Annotated in this window: 20 protein-coding genes; 9 read left to right on the top strand and 11 right to left on the bottom strand. The window is 42.7% G+C overall.

The annotated features are described in order from the left end of the window. Positions 1–2 precede the first annotated feature (2 nt). The 3 genes from pseB to VHA01S_RS00385 are packed head-to-tail and all read right to left on the bottom strand — an operon-like array spanning position 3 to position 3102. Positions 3–1016, bottom strand: a complete 1014-nt coding sequence (gene pseB / locus VHA01S_RS00395) for a UDP-N-acetylglucosamine 4,6-dehydratase (inverting) (protein ID WP_023402394.1) — start codon at positions 1014–1016, stop codon at positions 3–5. Between the two features lie 19 nt (positions 1017–1035). Next, entirely contained in the window at positions 1036–2139 is a 1104-nt protein-coding gene (locus VHA01S_RS00390; RefSeq protein WP_023402393.1) for a glycosyltransferase family 4 protein, read from the bottom strand. 6 nt (positions 2140–2145) lie between these two features. Next, positions 2146–3102, bottom strand: coding sequence for a CDP-glycerol glycerophosphotransferase family protein (locus tag VHA01S_RS00385; protein WP_240432741.1), 957 nt, complete (start codon positions 3100–3102; stop codon positions 2146–2148). Positions 3103–3305: 203 nt separating this feature from the next. On the opposite strand from VHA01S_RS00385, the gene waaA reads away from it, so the two are divergent. Continuing rightward, positions 3306–4592, top strand: a complete 1287-nt coding sequence (gene waaA / locus VHA01S_RS00380) for a lipid IV(A) 3-deoxy-D-manno-octulosonic acid transferase (RefSeq protein ID WP_023402391.1) — start codon at positions 3306–3308, stop codon at positions 4590–4592. Here waaA and VHA01S_RS00375 read toward each other — a convergent pair. Further along, positions 4557–5270, bottom strand: a complete 714-nt coding sequence (locus tag VHA01S_RS00375; protein ID WP_023402390.1) for a 3-deoxy-D-manno-octulosonic acid kinase — start codon at positions 5268–5270, stop codon at positions 4557–4559. The two genes, waaA and VHA01S_RS00375, sit on opposite strands and share 36 nt — an antisense overlap. 91 nt (positions 5271–5361) lie before the next feature. Between VHA01S_RS00375 and VHA01S_RS00370 the strand changes: the two genes are divergently transcribed. Further along, the gene (locus VHA01S_RS00370; RefSeq protein WP_023402389.1) at positions 5362–6405 is read left to right on the top strand and encodes a glycosyltransferase family 9 protein; all 1044 of its coding nucleotides are present in this window, start codon (positions 5362–5364) and stop codon (positions 6403–6405) included. Positions 6406–6408: 3 nt separating this feature from the next. Next, on the top strand, positions 6409–6885 hold the full coding sequence (gene coaD / locus VHA01S_RS00365) for a pantetheine-phosphate adenylyltransferase (protein ID WP_021714245.1): 477 nt from the start codon (positions 6409–6411) through the stop codon (positions 6883–6885). A 69-nt stretch (positions 6886–6954) separates the two neighbouring features. Here coaD and VHA01S_RS00360 read toward each other — a convergent pair whose 3' ends face one another. From VHA01S_RS00360 to rpmB, 4 genes are all read right to left on the bottom strand, one after another. Then, on the bottom strand, positions 6955–7959 hold the full coding sequence (locus VHA01S_RS00360; RefSeq protein ID WP_023402388.1) for an NAD-dependent epimerase: 1005 nt from the start codon (positions 7957–7959) through the stop codon (positions 6955–6957). Further along, positions 7956–8777 (bottom strand): bifunctional DNA-formamidopyrimidine glycosylase/DNA-(apurinic or apyrimidinic site) lyase, encoded by an 822-nt coding sequence (gene mutM, locus VHA01S_RS00355; protein ID WP_023402387.1) that lies wholly within the window; start codon positions 8775–8777, stop codon positions 7956–7958. The genes VHA01S_RS00360 and mutM overlap by 4 nt, the downstream gene beginning before the upstream one ends. 111 nt (positions 8778–8888) lie before the next feature. After that, complete coding sequence (gene rpmG, locus VHA01S_RS00350; RefSeq protein WP_017029383.1) at positions 8889–9056, bottom strand: 50S ribosomal protein L33; 168 nt, start codon at positions 9054–9056, stop codon at positions 8889–8891. Positions 9057–9069: 13 nt separating this feature from the next. Beyond that, the gene (gene rpmB / locus VHA01S_RS00345) at positions 9070–9306 is read right to left on the bottom strand and encodes a 50S ribosomal protein L28 (protein ID WP_004728407.1); all 237 of its coding nucleotides are present in this window, start codon (positions 9304–9306) and stop codon (positions 9070–9072) included. A 381-nt stretch (positions 9307–9687) separates the two neighbouring features. On the opposite strand from rpmB, the gene recG reads away from it, so the two are divergent. Further along, on the top strand, positions 9688–11766 hold the full coding sequence (gene recG / locus VHA01S_RS00340) for an ATP-dependent DNA helicase RecG (protein ID WP_023402386.1): 2079 nt from the start codon (positions 9688–9690) through the stop codon (positions 11764–11766). A 78-nt stretch (positions 11767–11844) separates the two neighbouring features. Here recG and VHA01S_RS00335 read toward each other — a convergent pair whose 3' ends face one another. Beyond that, positions 11845–14181 carry a Tex family protein gene (locus tag VHA01S_RS00335; protein ID WP_023402385.1) on the bottom strand — a complete coding sequence of 779 codons (2337 nt, stop codon included), beginning with the start codon at positions 14179–14181 and terminating at the stop codon, positions 11845–11847. A gap of 225 nt (positions 14182–14406) precedes the next feature. Between VHA01S_RS00335 and VHA01S_RS00330 the strand changes: the two genes are divergently transcribed. The 4 genes from VHA01S_RS00330 to envZ all read left to right on the top strand — a co-directional run bounded on the left by VHA01S_RS00330 (position 14407) and on the right by envZ (position 19203). Further along, the gene (locus tag VHA01S_RS00330) at positions 14407–16305 is read left to right on the top strand and encodes an ATP-dependent zinc protease family protein (RefSeq protein ID WP_023402384.1); all 1899 of its coding nucleotides are present in this window, start codon (positions 14407–14409) and stop codon (positions 16303–16305) included. A 27-nt stretch (positions 16306–16332) separates the two neighbouring features. Next, a complete protein-coding gene (gene greB, locus VHA01S_RS00325) occupies positions 16333–16833 on the top strand; it encodes a transcription elongation factor GreB (protein ID WP_023402383.1) in 501 nt (166 codons plus the stop codon). 218 nt (positions 16834–17051) lie between these two features. Then, positions 17052–17771 (top strand): osmolarity response regulator transcription factor OmpR, encoded by a 720-nt coding sequence (gene ompR, locus VHA01S_RS00320; protein WP_023402382.1) that lies wholly within the window; start codon positions 17052–17054, stop codon positions 17769–17771. A gap of 16 nt (positions 17772–17787) precedes the next feature. Then, positions 17788–19203, top strand: a complete 1416-nt coding sequence (gene envZ, locus VHA01S_RS00315; RefSeq protein ID WP_023402381.1) for a two-component system sensor histidine kinase EnvZ — start codon at positions 17788–17790, stop codon at positions 19201–19203. Between the two features lie 98 nt (positions 19204–19301). On the opposite strand, the gene nfuA is transcribed toward envZ, so the two are convergent. Further along, positions 19302–19931: a Fe-S biogenesis protein NfuA gene (gene nfuA / locus VHA01S_RS00310; protein WP_023402380.1), complete on the bottom strand. Its 630-nt coding sequence runs from the start codon at positions 19929–19931 to the stop codon at positions 19302–19304. 115 nt (positions 19932–20046) lie between these two features. Next, entirely contained in the window at positions 20047–20610 is a 564-nt protein-coding gene (locus VHA01S_RS00305; RefSeq protein WP_152822149.1) for a ComF family protein, read from the bottom strand. A gap of 357 nt (positions 20611–20967) precedes the next feature. On the opposite strand from VHA01S_RS00305, the gene bioH reads away from it, so the two are divergent. Beyond that, complete coding sequence (bioH, locus tag VHA01S_RS00300) at positions 20968–21732, top strand: pimeloyl-ACP methyl ester esterase BioH (RefSeq protein WP_023402378.1); 765 nt, start codon at positions 20968–20970, stop codon at positions 21730–21732. Position 21733 lies beyond the last annotated feature (1 nt).

The raw sequence follows: 21733 nt of genomic DNA, 5'->3' as shown, positions 1-21733 counted from the left end.
GTTTAAACCTCGAAGTTAGGGTCAACATGCTCTCTAATCAGTTTTCTTAAGCCTTCTACCGTTTCCCATTCGTCATTAGTCCCAGAATTATATTTAAAACCAAAAGGTACTTTTTCAGCTTTATGATGCTCTAGATATTCATCTTCTGAGTATGTAAACGATACCGAAGGCAAAATAGCGTAGTAACGCCCCATATCGATGGTATTAAGAGCATCCGTATCAGTAATCATCTCTTCATGAAGCTTCTCACCTGGACGAATTCCAACCTCTTTGATAGTGCATTCTGGAGCCACTGCCTGGGCAATATCGAGGATTTTATATGACGGAATTTTAGGTATAAATATTTCGCCACCCAAATGATTATCTAAAGCATACATAACCATATTTACACCATCTTGTAGAGAGATGTTGAAACGTGTCATTTCTTTATGGGTAATAGGTAATACTCCCTCCTCCCTCTTACTCAAGAAGAATGGTATAACCGACCCTCTAGAGCCCATAACATTGCCATAACGAACGACAGAGAAACGAATGTCCTTTGAGCCACGGATATTGTTTGCGGCAGTAAATAATTTATCCGAGGCAAGTTTTGTTGCTCCATAGAGATTAATTGGAGCACAAGCTTTGTCTGTAGAGAGGGCTACTACGTTTTTTACACCACATTGAAGAGCGGCTTGGATAACATTTTCAGCACCATCTATATTAGTACGTATACATTCAGTAGGGTTGTATTCTGCAGTATCCACTTGCTTGATTGCAGCGGCATGAATAATAACATCGACACCTTCACAAGCCTGAATCATCCGATTTCTGTCTCGCACATCCCCAATAAAAAAGCGAAGCTGAGGATAATCTTTTTGAGGGTACTTCTGTCTAAGTTCAAATTGCTTAAGCTCATCACGAGAAAAGATAATAATTTTCTTAACCGACGGATAACGATTCAAAATAGTTTTAATGAACTGCTTACCAAATGAGCCTGTACCACCCGTAATTAGGACACTTTTTCCATTTAACATATAAATCTCTCAATAGTAATCAGTTGTTCAAAAGCGATTTGTAGATTTTTAATGTTTTGTCTACACCTTGCTCTACATTAAATTGTTTTTTGATTCTAAGTCTAGCCTGAGAGCCATACTCTTTACACAACTCACGATCCCCATAAAGCTTTTCTATTGCTATAGCTAAAGCTTTAGGATCCGAAGGTGGAACTACGATACCTGTATACCCATGTAAGACAAGTTCTGCATTTCCCCCTGTATCAGATACAATGGCTGGAACACCATATGAGTTGGCTTCTAAAACAGCACGACACAAGCCTTCTCTTTTAGTTGTAGGAAGTATAATAACATCGGAAGCAGCTGCGACTTCTGGTGCATCTTCACGGTACCCCATAGCATGTACTCTTCTAGGGATTGTACTTCGCTGAATCATTTCTTTTATTTTTTCATTATTAGGATCTGCACCAACCAAAAGTACATCTATATTTATATCCTTTGGCATAAGAGCTAATGCATCCATCAATACATGCAGACCTTTTCGAGGTCTCAAGTTAGCCACTAAAGAGATCTTAAATGAGTCATTATGAAGAGGTAGATGAGATAAGTCGGCACTATCACTTTGGTACCATGATTGATCATGTCCTTTGTAAACTGTAATAGCTCGATTTTTATCTCCCCACAAATATTTTTTCAGATCATTTTCTACAGCTTTAGCCACACAGATAATCTTATCCAGCCTAGGGTGTAGCATAACCAAATAGCTTGAAGGATCTAACCTACTAACATTACCCGTCTGACCTCTATAAGCTATCACTTTAGCTTTTAGTCCCAGAGCTGCTGTTGCACCATTACTACACGCTATATTGTTAAACAGATGCAATACGTCAATATTCCTCTCGATTAGAATATTCCTAATTTTACTCATTGTTCTAAAAGAAATTTTCTTATCGAGAGGATCCGTTAATACTTCGATACCTTCTTTTTCAAGATAAGGTATCAAAGTCGAATCAGGATTACATAAAACTGTTACATCAACTTCACCTGATCGATGTAAGCCTATGATTTGGCTCGCTTCAGGTCGTATAGGATTTATGTTGTTTCGACTGTGGTGCGTAACAGCCAGAAGTTTTATCTTTCTCAAATCAGTCTACCAATTGAAGTATTTTAATTTTTTCCGAAGCTTTAGTTGCCTCAGGATGTTTAGAGGCTTTGGAGGGCGTTTAGCTCCACAATCAAGCATCTCATTAACTTTATGAATTACACGGGCGCTACTCTGGCCATCATTAAATGGGTGAATATGATTCGCATAGTCACCTATAATTTTATTTTGACTTTCAGTATTTAAAAGTGCCATTTCTAAAGCTCCTTCCACCTCATCTATGTTATCAACATTGATCAGATAGTTTGATGGAGAACGATTTCGAAAAGTAACTACCGGTTTTCTTTGAATCAAAAACATAAGTAACACAGAAGATGTGTCACAAAGCATAACATCGGCAGCTTTCAATAATGGCACTACATCATCCGTTTCCACAAAAGTAAGGTTTTCATTTTGAAGGGACTTATATTTCTCAACAATATCTTTCGGCATCTTAGGGTGAAACTGAACTAGCCATCTCCACTTAGTTTCTTGAGAAAGTTCTTTTATTTTCTCAAATAATATTGGGGCACAAGAAAGATGTCGTGAAAATGTTGAACACATCAATACCGTCGGCCTTTCATCATTTTGAACATTAAAAGGATTTGATGGATCGATTGTAAAAAGAGGATCAAGTGCTGGCCAACCTGTTTCAGCCACATCAAAATATTTATACTTCTTTGCCAATTCGAGAAACGGACCTGTAGTTTCAGGTCCTTGAGTACAGTATAGATCAAAGCAACCACGAATCTCAAAATGATCAAGTCTCCCGCGTCGGTTCACCTTACCTGCATTAAACCCATGAAAAACAGCCACTTTTAATCCAGGAATAAAATTCGGAACCATATTACCCGGAACAAAGACTGCATCTGGATTCCAAGAAATCACATCAGAAACGTTAACCAATTTAAGTTCATTAGGCTTCAAATACTCATGGTTTACTTCGTCTCCTTCCAAAAACCACATGACCTCTCCTCCTTGCGAGAGGATGTATTTCTCCAAAGGTCTTAAAATGGCGTACGAATAATTCTGAGAGATATACATGAGATAGCGGCGATTATGACAGATCACTAGTCTTTCCTTACACTGGCTTACTTCTGTATTGTAACTTAAAATGACCGTTAATTGTGCTTCCTTATTTGTATTGCCCAACAATCGTCTAGAGTCTAATGAAAAACATAACTTCCAAAGTATTTTACAATATTGCTCTTATCTTTCTGAGTCCACTCTTATTAATTGCCCTATTAAGAAAGAAGAAAGGGAAACCCACTATTGGCAAGCGCTGGACAGAATACTTTGGTTATTCCGTCCCTCTAAGAAATAAAAATCCGATTTGGATTCACACTGTCTCTGTTGGCGAAACCATAGCTGCTACACCACTTATCAGGGCAATTAATACAAAATACCCACAACAAGCTATCTTGATAACTACCACCACTACCACCGGTGCAGAGCAAGCAAAAAAATTAACAGATATTGCTGAACATAGATATATGCCTGTCGATTTTAGCTGGTGTGTGAGGCGATTTTTAAAGGTTATTCAACCAAAATGTATGCTAGTGATGGAAACCGAACTTTGGCCTAATACGCTAAATGTTGTAGCAAAAAACAAAATTCCAATAACAATACTAAATGCCCGTTTATCGGAGCGATCTTGTCACAGATATCAAAAGTTTCAATCTGTGTTCGATCTCATGTCGAAGCATTTAACCCAAGTACTATGTCAACATCCAGAAGATGCAAAACGGTTTGAAAAACTAGGTGTTAAATCGAGTGAAATCACGGTAACAGGCTCACTAAAGTTCGATATTGAAATTTCAGAAACATCAATATCACAAGGCAAAGAACTGCGTAAACAACTAGGAACTAAAAGACCCATCTGGATAGCAGCAAGCACCCATGAAGGTGAAGACGAAATCATCTACAAAGCACACCAAAACCTGCTTAAAGATATCCCTGATGCTTTACTCATTTTAGTACCTCGCCACCCAGAGAGATTCGCCTCTGTCGCTAGGCAAGCGTTAGAGTACGACTTCAAAGTGGTTTCTAGAACAGAGGGGGCCGCCGTTTCTGCCGATACTCAAGTTTATCTTGGAGATACTATGGGAGAAATGCTGACTCTGATCAGTGCTGCTGATGTATGTTTTATGGCAGGTAGTCTTGTTGGGGATAAGGTGGGTGGACATAATATGCTAGAACCTGCGGCTCTAGAAAAACCAATTCTTAATGGCCCCAGTTTCTTTAACTTTAAAGATATAACCCATCAGTTGATTCAAGAGCAGGCATTAATCATTTGCCAATCTGAAAACGAAATCACTGATAATCTTGTGCAATTATTTAAAGATTCAGCCACTCGCATTCAGATGGGTAAAAATGCTTATCAAGTCGTCGCGCAAAACCAAGGCGCGGTAGCCAAAACCTTAGACGCTCTCTCTAGCGTGGTAACCAAGCAATAACTGCTCCCAATCACTCTCTTGCCAGTGAATCGAAAAGCGCTGTACTTCCTTTAGGAATGAGCGCTTTAATCTTTCTAAATTCGCCTGCTTCCAATCATCACCATCTTGTTGATAGCATTTATCAAAATCTATGATCCATACCTGATCACTGCTATCGAGCAAGATATTGTGGATATTGAGATCGGTGTGATTAACTTGTGCTTGATGAAGCTTGTGTATTTGCCTGCCAATAGACTGATATATATCAGAACTTAACGGTGAGTGTTGTAGTTGTGCCACTAAGTCTTGAGCATTTGGTATTCTTTCACTCAATAAATCCGCGGTATAAAAAGGGCCAAATTTATCGGCCTTAGCGGCAATAGGTCTGGGGACGTTAACTCCTTGCTCACGCAGATGCTGTAGCAATTTATACTCTTGATAGCTACGGGTGTTCTGCCAACCAGAAAACCAGTATTGATCTTTGACTAGCTTGCCAAATAACCCGCCACGACGATAATGGCGCAGTGCGGCTTGTAAACCATCAAGTTGTACAAACCAAGTGGTGCCTCGTCCTTTTGCACTACCGGTTATTTTGTCCTGCACAAACCAATATGGGGCTTCAAAACACATTTCTGGTGGGACATTGAGTAAGCTAGGCTCATACCAAATGACTTCTGACCCATTATTTAATGTTTCCAATCTACATCCCCAATCAATTCAATTCTTTCCTGATTTTACAATTAACTCTAGCACCTGCATAATTTATCTATCTCCTTTATGAGCCAATTGCATGACACTGTTTAAATCACCACCAAAATCACTCTGTATTCTTCGCCTTTCTGCCATCGGTGATGTTTGCCATGCTATCGCTGTTGTACAGGCAATCCAAAACTATTGGCCAAGCACTAAGATCACTTGGATTTGCGGAAAAATTGAAGCTCAGCTTATCGGTGATTTACCCAATATTGAAATTGTGGTGTTCGATAAAAAGCTCGGATTTAAAGGCATGAAGGCAGTGTGGAAACAACTGTCATCGACTCGCTTTGATGCTTTACTACATATGCAAGCCGCACTTCGAGCAAGCGCCCTCTCTTTTGGCATTAAAGCGGATTATAAGGTTGGCTTTGGCAAGAATAGAACCAAAGAAGGTCAATGGCTGTTTACTAACAAACACATTCCAAACTCACAAAGCTTTCATGTTTTAGATAATTTTGCTGATTTTGCGCGATACATTGGGGTTCCGTTTCAGGTTCCGCAATGGCACATTCCTGTTAGCCATACCGACACTGAATTTGCTAAAAACGTTGTCAATAACCAGCCAACGTTAGTGATTTCTGCCGCAGCAAGTAAAGATAGCCGCAACTGGTTAACTGAGCGCTATGCTGCCGTCGCTGATTATGCAATAGACAAAGGCATGCAAGTCATACTGTGTGGCTCACCTGCTGACAGGGAAATCAAATTAGCCGAAAACATTGCTCACTTGATGCAAGGTGATGTGAATAACATGGTGGGGAAAACCTCATTAAAACAACTGACTGCAGTACTTAATGAAGCGAGCGTAGTACTCGCACCCGATTCAGGACCCGCTCATTTAGCCACTACGCAAGGCACGCCTGTGATAGGGCTTTATGCTCACAGCGATCCGCGACGCACTGGCCCCTATAATAGTCTGGAACTGGTAGCGAATGCCTATGATGAGCATATTCAACAGCAAACTAATAAGTCACTGTCGGACATTCCTTGGGGAACTCGCGCGAAAGGCGATGATCTAATGATTGCAATTAGTACCGAACAAGTCTGCCACCTACTCGATAGAGCATTAGAGAAGAATTAATTTATGAAAAACCATGTCCTTTACCCTGGCACTTTTGATCCTTTAACCAATGGTCATTTAGACATTATCACCCGCGCAGCCAATCTTTTTGAGCAAGTCACAGTATGTGTTGCCGCAAGTCCAAGTAAAAATACAATGTTCACCCTAGAAGAACGGGTAGCCATGCTTCAAGAATCTGTCGTGCATCTAAACAATGTCAAAGTGGAAGGCTTTTCTGGGTTACTAATTGAGTTTGCCAAACAAAAACAAGCGAACCTGCTTATTCGAGGTTTGCGTACTACGATGGATTTTGAATATGAGTTTGGTCTAACTAGCATGTACCGAAAACTGATGCCGACATTAGAAAGTATCTTCTTAACGCCGTCTGAAGAGTTTGCCTTTCTGTCGTCAACCATTGTTAGGGAAGTTGCGATTCACGGTGGGGATGTGGAAGGTTTTGTGCCGTCTTCGGTATTTAAACGCATTAAAGAAAAGGTTTAGCTCTTCTATTCTTTTATTCCAACTAAAAGAACCAAGAATCAAGAAGCAAGAACTAAACCTAATACCAGACTATAGGGTGTAATAAGCTTTGTACCAATCAACAAAGGCCTGTACGCCCTCTTTCACTTTCACTTCAGGCTTGTAACCGGTCGATTTAAACAAGTCTGCTGTATCAGCGTAAGTGGCATACACATCACCTGGTTGCATTGGCATGAAGTTTTTCTTCGCTTCAATACCCAAAGCCTCTTCTAGCGCTTCAATATATTCCATCAGCTTCACCGGACTGCCGTGACCAATGTTATACACTCGGTATGGCGCAGAGCTGGTTGCAGGAGAACCTTGTTCAACATTCCAGTCGGCATTCGCCTCAGGGATTACGTCTTGGATGCGCAGGATACCTTCAACGATATCATCAATATAAGTGAAATCACGCTGCATATCGCCGTTGTTGTACACGTCAATTGCATCACCATTTACGATAGCTTTAGTGAACTTAAATAGCGCCATATCAGGACGTCCCCACGGGCCATAAACAGTGAAGAATCTTAATCCTGTTGTAGGTACGCCATAGAGATGCGAGTAAGTGTGAGCCATCAGCTCATTGGATTTTTTAGTTGCTGCGTAAAGTGATACCGGGTGATCGACTGAATCTGCAGTATCGAACGGCATTTTTTTGTTCAAGCCGTAAACTGAACTAGAAGATGCATACACAAGGTGTTTGATCTTATGGTGGCGACAACCTTCTAAGATAGTCAAATGGCCGATAAGGTTACTGTCGGCATACGCTAGCGGATTATCAATGGAATAACGCACGCCTGCTTGCGCGGCCAAGTGAATCACTTTATCAAATTGCTCTTCAGCAAATAGCGTGGCAATGCCTTCACGGTCAGCTAAATCAAGCAACTTAAAGGTAAATTTGTCATGTTCAATACGCTTTAAGCGATCTTCCTTTAGAGAAACTTGGTAATAGTCATTCATATTATCGATACCGACAACATCATGTCCTGCTTGCGTTAAGCGCTCGACGACTGCACTACCAATGAAGCCTGCAGCTCCGGTGACTAAATATTTCATGCTGTTTCCTTCTGTTGGCATGTTTCACACCAAAATGTATTTCTTTGCCCAACCATCTTTTGGCTAATGTTCGTTGCGCAGACCGGGCATTCTTGTCCAGCTCTGCCATAAACTTGTAGCTCTTGAGCAAAATAACCGGGCTTACCGTCTGGCTGAGCAAAATCATTAAGCGTGGTTCCGCCTTGTTTTATGGCGTTGCTAAGCACTTGTTTTATTTCTTTAACTAGCTCATCCCACTCTTTATGTGTCAATGAGTTAGCAGGTCTCAATGGATGAATTTTAGCATTAAACAAAGATTCGTTAGCGTAAATATTTCCTACGCCCACCACAACCTTATTATCCATAATGAATTGCTTTACGGCGATGCGCCTTTTAGTCGCCAGAGCAATGATATGCTCAGAGCAAAAATCATCACTAAGAGGTTCCGGCCCTAGGTTATCTAAGATAGATAATGATTCACCGGCTTCGATCCACAGCCAAGATCCAAACCGTCTCGGATCGTTATAGCGCAATAACTTGCCATTTTGCAAAATAAGATCAACGTGATCATGTTTGCTTGCCTGCACACCGTCATCTTGAATCCTTAGTGAACCCGACATACCTAAATGCACCACAATACAACCATTGGCGGTATGCAGTAGAAGATATTTAGCACGGCGAGTGACCGCTTCAATCACCACACCACAGAGTTGTTGCAGTTGCTCTGGCACAGGCCAACGTAGTTTTGGCTGACGCACTACAATTTTTTTGATCGTTTGACCTGTAATGTGCGGACTAATCCCCATGCGGGATACTTCAACTTCTGGTAACTCTGGCATGCATCGCTCAATTCATTCTATGGAATCATCATTCTAACGTTTTCTAGGCATAAAAAAACCCAGCAACAAGTGCTGGGTTTTTATGTTCTGCGTAAAGAAGTGTTAAATCAATTACTTGATTTTAGCTTCTTTGTACATAACGTGTTGACGAACAACTGGATCAAATTTCTTGATCTCAAATTTGCCCGGCATGTTACGTTTGTTTTTATCTGTAGTATAGAAGTGACCTGTACCAGCAGAAGAAACAAGTTTAATTTTTTCGCGAATGCCTTTAGCCATTGCTCAATTCCTCTTAAACGTTTTCGCCACGTGCACGGATATCAACAAGAACAGCATCGATGCCTTTCTTATCAATAATACGCATGCCTTTAGCAGTTAGACGTAGTTTAACAAAACGTTTTTCGCTCTCTACCCAGAAACGATGAGTTTGTAGGTTCGGCAGAAAACGGCGCTTAGTAGCGTTGCGTGCGTGAGAACGGTTGTTACCCGTTACAGGACGCTTACCAGTTACTTGGCATACTCGGGACATGAATGTCTTCTCCAAATCGTTTCAGCTCGATATCAACCTTGGTGGCCGAACCTCTCTAGTGAGGCCGAAAACCATTATGGAAAATCCATACAAGGCTATCAAAGGTCGCGTATTATACTAACTTGACGAGAATTGCTCAAGACCCGAACAGATCCTTTTTACAGAATTTGGTGATCTTTTTTGAGCAGAGCTGATTTTTGTTCAAAAATAGTGCGCGTATGTTACCAGAAATCCTACACCCTACAACCACTAATTAGCTATCAGACCTATATTTAATTTAGCTTGACGACTATTTGTGTTTGGCTAGCGTAAATTGTTAGCCTAATATAGCTTGGAATTCATCATCATACTGATATAAATCATTTACTTACCGAGGTCAGAATGTCGCAACTCTTATCTGCAATCCCACTGACTTCCTTAAATGGCGTTGGGGCAAAGGTCGCTGAAAAGCTGGCTAAGGTCGGCCTTATCTCTATTCAAGACCTTTTATTTCATCTTCCGCACCGTTATGAAGACCGAACTCGCGTTTATCCGATGATAAGTTTGCACGCTGGCCTATGGGCGGGAGTGCAAGGCAAAGTTATGACGGTGGATACCGTTTTTGCTCGAAGAAAAATGCTCACCGTAAAAATCAGTGATGGAAATGGCACTATCACATTGCGATTTTTTAACTTTACCGCCGGAATGAAAAATAATTTCAGTGAAGGCAAATGGGTACACGCTTATGGCGAGATCAAACGCGGTAATCAAGGTTTAGAGATCGTTCATCCTGATTTTTCATTTTTTAATGAAGGTAAAACGGTGACGACCGAATCCAGTTTGACCCCTGTTTACCCAACAACCGAAGGTCTGCGCCAACTCACTTTACGCAACCTCACCGATCAAGCGTTAGAGCTGTTAGATAAGTCAGCGGTGAACGAGTTACTGCCCGACGGGTTGTATGATGCACAATTATCCCTAAATCAAGCCCTGCACATTGTGCATCGCCCCTCTCCAGAAATAAACATGGAGCAGTTCGATTTAGGTCGTCACCCCTCACAACTACGCTTGATCATCGAAGAGCTATTAGCCCAAAACCTATCGATGCTAGCGCTCAGAAGCAAAGGACAGCTTGATGATGCAATTGCACTGCCCGCATCAAATCGCTTAAAAGCGCAACTGCTGGATTTACTGCCTTTCTCCCCGACCAAGGCACAAACTAGGGTTGTTAACGAGATCGAAGGCGATCTTCTAAAACCCCATCCAATGATGCGTTTAGTACAAGGCGACGTGGGGTCAGGCAAAACACTGGTAGCAGCACTTGCCGCCGTCACCGCCATCGAACAAGGCTATCAAGTGGCAATGATGGCACCAACCGAACTATTGGCTGAGCAACACGCCATCAACTTTACCGCTTGGTTTGAGCAACTGGGTATAAAGGTTGGTTGGCTGGCGGGTAAAGTCACCGGCAAAGCCAAACAAGCACAACTGAATGCCATTGCCAGTGGCGAAGCACAAATGGTGATCGGTACGCATGCTTTATTCCAAGAGCAGGTGAAATTCCATAACCTCTCTTTAGTGATCATTGATGAACAGCACCGTTTTGGCGTCCACCAGCGTCTAGAGCTTCGAGAAAAAGGTGCGGTGGCAGGGTTCTACCCTCATCAATTAATCATGACTGCCACACCAATTCCAAGAACCTTAGCCATGACTGCTTATGCCGATCTTGAAACCTCGATTATTGATGAACTGCCACCGGGAAGAACGCCCATTCAAACCGTTGCCATACCCGATACTAAGCGCGCCGATATTATTGAACGTATCCGAGTTGCTTGTGCGCATGAAGGTAAGCAAGCGTACTGGGTGTGTACGCTAATTGACGAGTCCGAAGTGTTAGAAGCTCAAGCCGCTGCTGAAATAGCTGAAGAGCTCACGGCTAAATTACCGGAGCTAAAAGTAGGACTGGTGCATGGACGAATGAAGCCCGCTGAAAAACAAGCCATCATGCAGCAGTTCAAAGCCAATGAATTACAACTTTTGGTCGCCACCACAGTGATTGAAGTGGGCGTAGATGTGCCAAATTCCAGCTTAATGATCATTGAAAACCCAGAACGCCTCGGGTTGGCACAATTACACCAATTACGCGGCCGCGTTGGACGTGGAACCGTCGCCAGTCATTGTGTGCTTCTCTATCATGCGCCTTTATCTAAAACCGCTCAAAAGCGGTTAGGGGTACTCAGAGAAAGTAATGATGGCTTTGTGATTGCGCAAAAAGACTTAGAAATTCGCGGTCCGGGTGAACTGCTTGGCACCAAGCAAACCGGTATCGCCGACTTTAAAATTGCCGATCTGATGCGCGACCAACATTTAGTGCCGCAAGTGCAAAAAATGGCGCGCTATATTCACCAGCAATATCCAGAAAATGCCCAGCAGATCATTGAACGTTGGATAGTAAATAGCGATGAGTATGCGAAAGCTTAGCGAACCTTGAACAAATCACTATCGAAATAATAAGAGCCTCAATTGAGGCTCTTATTAAGTTCTAAAAGTAAACGATTTTTAACGACGCTTCTTATCTGCATTAGCAAATGCTGCCGCCATCGCGCCGCCTAAACCGCCACCCAGACTAGAGCCTGAAGACGAACGGTTATCACGGCGCTCATTGCGCGCTGGACGTTTATTGTCTTTATTAGCCTGCCCGCGACTGGTGCGATTATCTTGACCCGGCTGATCATTTAGGCGCATAGACAGTGCAATACGCTTACGCTGAATATCCACTTCCATTACCTTAACCTTCACAATATCGCCCGCTTTTACCACCTCACGAGGATCAGAAACGTATTTATCGGTCAGCGCCGAAATATGCACCAATCCATCTTGGTGTACGCCGATATCCACAAAAGCGCCAAAGTTAGCCACGTTGGAAACCACACCTTCGAGCACCATTCCCACTTCTAAATCAGAAACCTTGTCGATTCCCTCAGCAAAAGTCGCGGTTTTAAATTCAGGTCTTGGATCGCGTCCCGGTTTATCTAGCTCTTTAATAATGTCGGTAACCGTAGGCAAACCAAACTTATCATCAATAAAGTCGATGGCATTTAGCTTACCTAAAAAGCCGCTATCGCCAATCAAGTTTGAGATTGGCTTACTGGTTTTCTCAGCAATGTTTTTGACTACTGGGTAAGCTTCTGGGTGAACAGAAGAAGCATCTAATGGATTTCGACCATTCATAATGCGCAAGAAACCTGCACTTTGTTCGAAGGCTTTTGGCCCCATACGCGCCACTTTCTTAAGGCTAGCACGGCTTTCAAAGCGACCGTTTTCATCACGATGAGCCACAATGTTTTGTGCCAATGTCGTCGATAATCCCGCCACACGATTAAGCAAAGCAGCAGAGGCTGTATTCACATCCACACCCACTGCATTCACACAATCTTCAACAACAGCATCTAGACGTTTTGCCAGTGAGGATTGACCCACATCATGTTGATATTGGCCCACACCGATAGATTTAGGATCAATCTTAACCAGCTCTGCCAACGGGTCTTGCAAGCGTCTGGCAATAGAAACCGCACCACGTAAAGAAACATCCATATTTGGGAATTCTTTGGCGGCGAGCTCAGAAGCTGAATACACCGAAGCGCCCGCTTCACTCACCACTATTTTTTGCACCTTAGTGCCGTTTTTAATCAGCTCACCAATAAAGCTATCTGACTCACGAGAAGCGGTGCCATTACCAATCGCCACCAAATCAACATTATGTTGTTTGATTAAGCGGTCGATGATTTGCAACGATTTATCGTATTGCTTTTGCGGTGCGTGCGGATAAATCACCTCTGTAGCTAATACCTTGCCTGTGCCATCGACCACGGCAATTTTACAGCCTGTTCTTAAACCAGGATCTAAACCTAAAGTTGCGCGAGGCCCTGCAGGTGCCGCCATCAACAAGTCTTTTAAGTTAGTCGCAAACACTTCAATCGCATCAATTTCAGCGCGCTCTTTCATCGCCGACATCAACTCTGTTTCCAAATGCATGGATACTTTTACCCGCCACGCAAAGCTAATCACCTGCTTACGCCAAGTATCAGCAGGAGCATCACTCAATGAAATGCGGTAGTGATCGGCAATGATTGTTTCGCAATATGAACTGCGAATAGAAGGATCTTGCGCAGGATCGGCATTTAATGACAGCTGTAAAAAGCCCTCATTACGGCCACGAAGCATAGCTAGCGCACGGTGCGATGGAACGCGACTGATGGCCTCATCATGCTCAAAGTAATCTTTGAATTTCTCACCTGCTGCTTCCTTGCCAGATACAACGCGAGATTGTAATTGCGAATGTTTATTAAGATACGCTCTTAGTTTTTCCAATAGATCGGCATCTTCAGCGATACGCTCCATCACTATGGCTCTTGCACCATCTAGCGCCGCTTTAGTATCAACAACACCTTGCTCTGGGTTTAAGTAATCCTGCGCCACGGTTTCTGGCACCAAAGAAGCGTTATTCCAGATGGCATCCGCTAGCGGCTCCAATCCAGCTTCAATTGCAATTTGACCTTTAGTGCGACGCTTTGGTTTGTACGGCAGGTAAAGATCTTCAAGACGAGTCTTATTGTCAGCCTGATTGATCTCTTTTTCTAATTCTGTCGTCAGTTTCCCCTGCTCAGAAATAGATTTAAGGATCGCTTGTCTGCGATCGGCAAGCTCACGAAGGTAAGTCAAACGGCTGTCTAGAGTACGCAATTGGGTATCATCAAGCCCACCGGTTACTTCTTTTCGATAACGAGCAATAAACGGTACGGTATTTCCCTCATCAATCAGGTTGGCCGTAGCCGTCACCTGTTGGGTGGAGACGTTTAGCTCAGTGGCAATAATCTGAAAAATCGTCTGACTCATCTTAATTCACTTATTTCCTTAATGTTTGCAACTAACTATGGGGGCAAATGTCAGAAAAACCAGATCTCAAAACAATGATTAGCCCCAATAAACTGTGGTCAACGAGTTAAATTAAAGATTTAACCTAACATTTGCCTGCAAGTTACTGATTGTTGGTTAGAATTAAACAAGGTTACTCTTCAAATACTCAGTTGCTAGAAACTGGATTAGACATGGATGTTGATAATGAAAAATATAACCAAGCCGCTGTCATTGCTCATTGCCTCTTTAGCGAGCCTGCCTGTGCTGGCCGAAGGAGACGACACTTCAATCATGATGAATGAGAATAAGCAGGCTTATACCACCGCCAGCCCCGCCTTAAAATGGCAAGATAAGGTTGTATTAGGGCGTGTCGAAAACGTGTATTACCAAGATATTGATGCCCTTGAAGGACAAGCCTTTATTGGCAAAATCGATACCGGTGCCGATACCACCTCTATGCACGCTGAAAATATCCACGTATACAGCAACAACTCCAAATATAAAGGACTGCAAGATACCGAGTTGATGCAAACCATCGTCGATGAGTTTGGCGGCCCTAAAAGTAATTGGTGGCTAGAAAGTTTTGATACCCCAGAAAGAAATATCCAAGGTATTGTGAAGTTTGATCTTCGCCACCCCACCACAGGGGAAGTGATTGCTCTTGAAAGACCACTGGCTCGCACCAGCGTTATCCGCAGTCGCACCAGTGAAATCCCTTTATATCGCCCCGTAATTACTATTCCTCTGCAAATTGCAGGGGTAACTGTTGATACCGACGTCAACTTAACCGACAGAAGTAACTTCTCCGCTCCTATTCTGATCGGTAAGACTTTCCTTAAAAAAAATGCATGGGTATTTGCCGGTTATGATTATCTGCAATCACAAAGTGACGCGCACATTGTCGGGCGCAGCGAAACCTTTTTTATTGATGATATCTCGTTAAAAACCAGCTTCTCACTGGTCAATAGCTATAGCCAAATACACGCGACTAATATCAAGGTCGATCAAGACAAACACACCGTCACCTTCGACACAGGCAATAAAGAAATCAGCACTACGCTGACTCTACCATTAGAGCGTATGCTCCGAGTGGGCGGAGAAAAACGTCCTTTAGTATTTGTGCCAGTAACAGCAGGTGATTTTAAAACGCCAATTTTGGCTTACCTTAAAGACCGCTCTAAATACAGCTCACAACTTCGCCTTGGTAAAAATACCCTCAGCAAATATTTTGTGATTAACACCGGCGACAAACATGTGCTGCACACTCAAAGCAAAAAATTGAGCTCGCTGCTGGACAGCAAAAATCCATTAATGGTGACCCCGCACGAAGTGATTTATATCGACAACACTCCTGTCGATGCAAAACCCTCTTTTGCCATCAATACTCCAGTATTATTTGTGGACAGCTTTGAGCTAAGCAAAGGCAAAAGTGGTGAACAAGCCAGTTTCTACATCCCAAGTACTAACGGTAATGACCGGAAAGTCATCAAAAAAGTGGAGCGAAAAATACGCATTGGCGATAACGTCCGCCCTGTACTTAAAGAGGCTGTCACTATTGGCGGAAAAGAGATGACATTAGAATTTGCTTTGGAAGCCACAGATAAAGGCAGTGACCCTTACTTTGCCATGGGCCGCGCTTTCCACAAACAAGGGGTACTGATTAACACCCGAACCGAAGACTTGCTCACTCCACACCCTCTGTTTCACGCCGGCTTTATCGAAACCGCGCAAGTGGAAAACCTAACCTTCCCCGTAAAACTGGATACCGGTGCCGACATTAGTTCAATCAATGCTCTTAACATCAAACGCTTTGAAGAAAATGGTAAGCCTATGGTGAGCTTTGATTACCAAAATTCAGACGGGATTACGCAAAAGTTTACTAAAGAAGTGATCGATGTAATGCGTATTCGCGCCAAAGCAGGAGAAAAACCCAATGAGCGCCCAGTGGTACTCATGAATGTCAAACTTGGTGAGGTAAATCAAAGCGTGCGTGTTAACCTGCAAGATAGAAGCCGCTTTGAATACAGCATGATATTAGGTAAAAATTTCCTTAAATATGGGGTTGTAGTCAGCAGTGACCAGACCTATTTATTAGGTAAATAAGGTATTTATTATTAACGACACTATTAGATGAAAACGAACTTAATCACTCGAGAAGGCTTTAACAAGCTACAACAAGAACATGACTACCTCTGGCACGAACGTCGTCCAGAAGTCACCAAAATTGTCACCTGGGCAGCAAGCCTAGGTGACCGCTCCGAGAACGCTGATTATCAGTACAATAAGCGTTTATTACGCCAAATTGATCGTCGCGTTCGCTATCTACGCAAAAGACTACCCGACCTTAAAGTGGTCGACTACGCTAGCGCTCAAGATGGTAAGGTGTTTTTTGGTGCTTGGGTGGAAATAGAAAACGAGCAAGGTGAGCTAAAACGCTTTCGCATTGTCGGGCCCGATGAGATTTATGGCGACGATGTAAAGCAGTATATCTCCATTGATTCTCCTATGGCGCGCGCTCTATTAAAAAAAGAAGTGGACGATGAAGTACAAGTTAGAACCCCAGAAGGCACAAAAGAGTGGTTTGTGAACAAAATCAATTACCAAATACCTGATTGGTACAAAATCAAGTAAAAATAATGAGTTACATCAATAAAAATATTTTTTATTAGATACTGTTAATATTATCTAACACTTTATCTCTCTATAATCGATTCAGCTTTGTTACATTTCCAAAAGTATTATCATTCAGGTGTGATAAGGAGCGAATTTGCAAAAGTGACGGACTACTTGCTCGCACTCGCCAACTCCCACTTTTAAATTTAAAAATTGGATTAAGTAGGTTCTATACAATGCAAGAAAACTTCAAAATTTTAGTTGTCGATGACGACGCTCGCCTTCGTTCATTACTTGAGCGCTACCTTTCTGAACAAGGGTTCCAAGTTCGCTCTGTTGCTAACGCCGATCAAATGGATCGTCTGTTAACTCGCGAAAATTTTAACTTAATGATTCTCGACCTCATGTTGCCGGGTGAAGATGGTCTATCCATCTGCCGCCGTCTGCGTAGCGCAAACAACACGTTACCCATCCTAATGCTAACGGCAAAAGGTGATGAGATTGATAGAATTGTCGGGCTAGAAGTTGGTGCCGATGATTACTTACCAAAACCATTTAACCCAAGAGAACTGCTCGCACGTGCTAAAGCAGTACTGCGCCGTCAATCTGTTGAAGCTCCGGGAGCTCCAAGCTCAGAAGAAGCCATTGTAGAATTTGGCGAATTTGCACTCAACCTAGGTACTCGCGAAATGTATCGCGGTGAAGAGCTTATCCCTCTTACCTCTGGTGAATTTGCGGTATTAAAGATCCTAGTGACCAATGCTCGTGAACCTATGTCTCGTGACAAGCTCATGAACCTTGCTCGCGGACGCGAATATTCAGCAATGGAGCGTTCGATTGATGTGCAAATCTCTCGTCTACGTCGTATCCTTGAAGAAGATCCTAGCCACCCTCGCTACATTCAAACCGTATGGGGCCTAGGTTATGTATTTGTACCAGACGGTAATAAAGTATAATTTTTAGGATAATTTAATGCGATCGCGTAGTTCGATAACTCAATCAATCATCGGCTTTATTGCTCTTTTGATTGCTAGCCAAGCCTTTTCTTACTACGCGATTTTTAATTACGCATTACTTCCCAGCCTTAAGCAGTTCAACCGCATACTCTCGTACGAGATAAACCTCGTTACCGAAGAGTACGCGCGAATTCGTCAAGAATCAGAACTTGGCATTCCTGAAAGTGAGCGCACTAGTCCTCTAAGACAAGCCCTTTTGCTTAGGCTTGGAGTAAGTGTTCACCCTATGGCAGGCGTGGCTGAAGAAGAGTTTCAAAAAGCCTTCTATCTTGATTTTATGAGTGATGAAATCACCGAAGAGATAGGCTCACCCGCAGAAGCACGCTTAGCAAGAGACAGCCAAAGTTACCTACTGTGGATCAAACTTGATGTTATGCCCAACTGGATTTTAAGAATCCCGTTAACAGAACTCACTCAAGATGAATTCAAACCTCTATTTATCAACAGCTTACTTATAACCATCTTCTTTATATTAGGTGGTTGGGGCTTTATTCGTTGGCAAAATAGACCTCTCAAAGATCTTGAATCGGCGGCAATCAGTGTCGGTAATGGCGTTATCCCCGACCCGTTACCGGAAAATGGCACTACTGAAATTCGCGCTGTAACCAAATCCTTTAATAAAATGGCGCGCGGCATTGAAGAACTCGAAACCGATAGACGCTTAATGTTAGCCGGTGTCAGCCACGATATTCGCACGCCGTTAACACGCATTCGTCTTGCCACTGAAATGATGTCCGATCAAGACAGTTATTTAGCCGATGGCATGATTCAAGATATCGAAGAATGTAATGACATCATTGCGCAGTTTATCGATTATTTAAAACCGGTTGATCGCAACGACTTTACTAACCTCAACCTCAATAACATGGTTGAAGAGCTCGAATGGGCGCTAAAAATCTACCAATCTGGCGGATCTATTGAAGATGAGACGTTGGACAGCGAGCTGAATAAAGACATTGTTAATTACACCTTTGATGTTCAGCTTCAACCGGATTTGCCGGATATTTACGCCAGTTATATTCCGATAAGACGGACTTTGAGCAACTTAATCGTTAACTCTAAGCGCTATGGCAATAACTGGATTGGTATCAAGACTGGCTTTTTGCACAATAAAGTATGGGTAACCATCGAAGATAATGGCCCTGGCATTGATGATGAACAAATGCAGAAAGTATTTGAACCCTTCACCCGTGGTGATACATCGCGTGGCAGCGAAGGCACAGGTTTGGGACTATCTATCGTTAAAAGAATCATCGCTGAGCACAATGGCACGATAGACATGAGCAACCGTAGCGAAGGCGGATTGATGGTAAGACTTACCTTTGATGTCTACAGCAAGAAACACAAAAATAACACCAATCGTACTAAATAACTGGTCATTCTAGCTTGTTGAAAAATAAGCATTAAAAAAGCGGAGTTCAACCATGTTGAACTCCGCTTTTTACTAATTCTATCTAGAACTACTCACTATTATTGATAGTAAGAGTGCTCACCTTGTTCATGTTCAGTCGCATCTTTAACCGCAACTAATTCACCAGAGAACTCTTCTAGTAGTTGCTTTTCAATGCCGTCTTTTAGCGTTACATCTACCATAGAACAGCCGTTACAACCGCCACCAAACTGAACCAATGCAATGCCATCATCAGTGATTTTAACTAGGCTTAGGTGACCACCGTGGCTGGCAAGCTGCGGGTTCACTTGAGTTTGAATCACGTACTCGACACGTTCTAGCAAAGGTGCATCGTCAGATACTTTACGCATTTTTGCATTTGGTGCTTTCAACGTTAATTGAGAACCCATTTTATCCGTTACATAATCGATCTCAGCATCCTCTAAGAATGGTAAGCTCAATTCGTCTACGTATGCAGAGAAAGCCTCAAATGATAGCTCTGTATCAGTTGCTTCAATGGCTTCTGGTGGGCAGTAAGATACGCCACACTCTGCGCTTTGAGTTCCGGGATTGACCACGAATACTCGAATGTTTGTTCCCTCTGCTTGCTGCGACAACAAGTTAGCAAAGTGCGCTTGAGCAGATTCTGTAATAGTGATTTTATTAGACACGATAAATACCTGAGTAATTCTGTAGGTTATTATGGGCATTCTACTCTGTTCGATTTATTTTTCAAACATGTATTAGCTGTAGATCATTGTGACAATTTGAGTTGATAATCACCAACATCAAGCAAACTTGAACCGATACTGTCAAAAAATCCTTCTATAAAATAGGCCGAGATGCCCTACAAATGCAATAAATATCAATCCGTTGTACACCTTTCTCTTTAAGCAGCACACAGATTTCGGCCACGGTACTGCCCGTAGTCACCACATCATCAAGCAAAGCGACATGAGGTTGGTCTTGCAATTTAGTTAGATACTTAGGTGATAATAGAAATGCTTTTTTTAGATTAATCAGCCGTTGCCGACGATTCAATCCCATCTGATTTTTCGTCATTTTACTGCGCGTAATGGCTTTAGGTAGGAAGCAAATTGGCACTTGAGTACGCTCTGTGAGGCACTGATATAAAGACTCCGCAAGATAATCACTTTGGTTAAATCCGCGCCATAAATGCCTGCGCCAATGCAATGGAATCGACAGTAATACAGGCGCAGGTGACTCGATTTGCTTTGCCAGTAACGCGGCTAACTCTTTAGCGTGCCACACTTGTCGACGATACTTTAGTTTCTGAATAAATCCAGACAGCGGAGCTTGATACTCCCCTACACAAATCAACTTATCCCAAGGTGGAGGGTCGGTAATGCATTGTCCACACCGTTCCATTGGGGTTACCGTATTCACCCCGCACATCTGACAACGAGCTACCGGTTTAAGCCTTTCTAGACATTCATCGCACCATTTACTCGTCCCACCTTCCTTGAGTAGATTGTCACAAGCGTAGCAATAAGAGCCCAAAAGCGTAAATGCAACACCAGATAGTCGCTGAACAAGCAAACTCAAGCATTGAGTTAATGACGGATTTCCAATAATCTTCCCCTTAATGTTAAGCAGTGCTTACTGTTATTTTTAGCTCACCGACATTGATTACAGGGCTGAAAAGAGTATGACATGGCTACGATATGACTTTAGCTCGACCAATCAACGGGCTAAGTAAAAGCACTCAATAAATAGGTACAATGGATGAGCTTAAAAACAAAACTGCATTGGGATGTATTTGGGAAAGGTGAAAACCTCATTCTAATCCATGGTTGGGGCATGAACGGCGCAGTTTGGCATCAAGTCGTTGAGCAATTAAGCCAACATTTTTGTGTACATGTGGTCGACCTACCGGGATATGGGCACAGCCATCAAGTTGCGAGTGCTTCCATTGCCGATATCGCACAAGCGGTATTAGAAGATGCACCACAACAAGCAATATGGCTAGGTTGGTCTTTAGGTGGATTGGTTGCAACCCACGTTGCTCTCCATCAGCCGCAGCGTGTCTCTAAACTCATTACTCTTGCCAGTTCACCACGCTTCTCCGCCGAAGGTCGAGTATGGCGAGGTATTGCCCCTAAAGTGCTAGACGACTTTACCAGTCAACTTACCGATGATTTTCAAGGCACTATAGAGCGATTTATGGCACTACAAGCAATGGGAAGCCCATCAGCAAGACAAGATGTAAAACAGCTAAAGAGCGCCGTTTTATCGCGTCCTATGCCCAATCCTGATGCATTGCACCTTGGACTAGAATTATTAGCCAGTGTCGATTATCGCCAACAATTAAATGAGATTAGCGTACCACTGCACCGTTTATACGGTCGTCTCGATGGACTGGTACCGGTTAAGGTTGCAGCGGTATTGGATAAACAATTACAGACAGAATCACATATATTTAAGGCCTCATCGCACGCTCCTTTTATGAGCGAAAGACAGGCCTTTTGTGATTTGATAACCCAGTTATAGA

This window comes from Vibrio halioticoli NBRC 102217 (genome assembly GCF_000496695.1).
In the GTDB taxonomy this organism is placed as follows: domain Bacteria; phylum Pseudomonadota; class Gammaproteobacteria; order Enterobacterales; family Vibrionaceae; genus Vibrio; species Vibrio halioticoli.
This window is presented reverse-complemented; position numbering and strand designations above follow the sequence as displayed.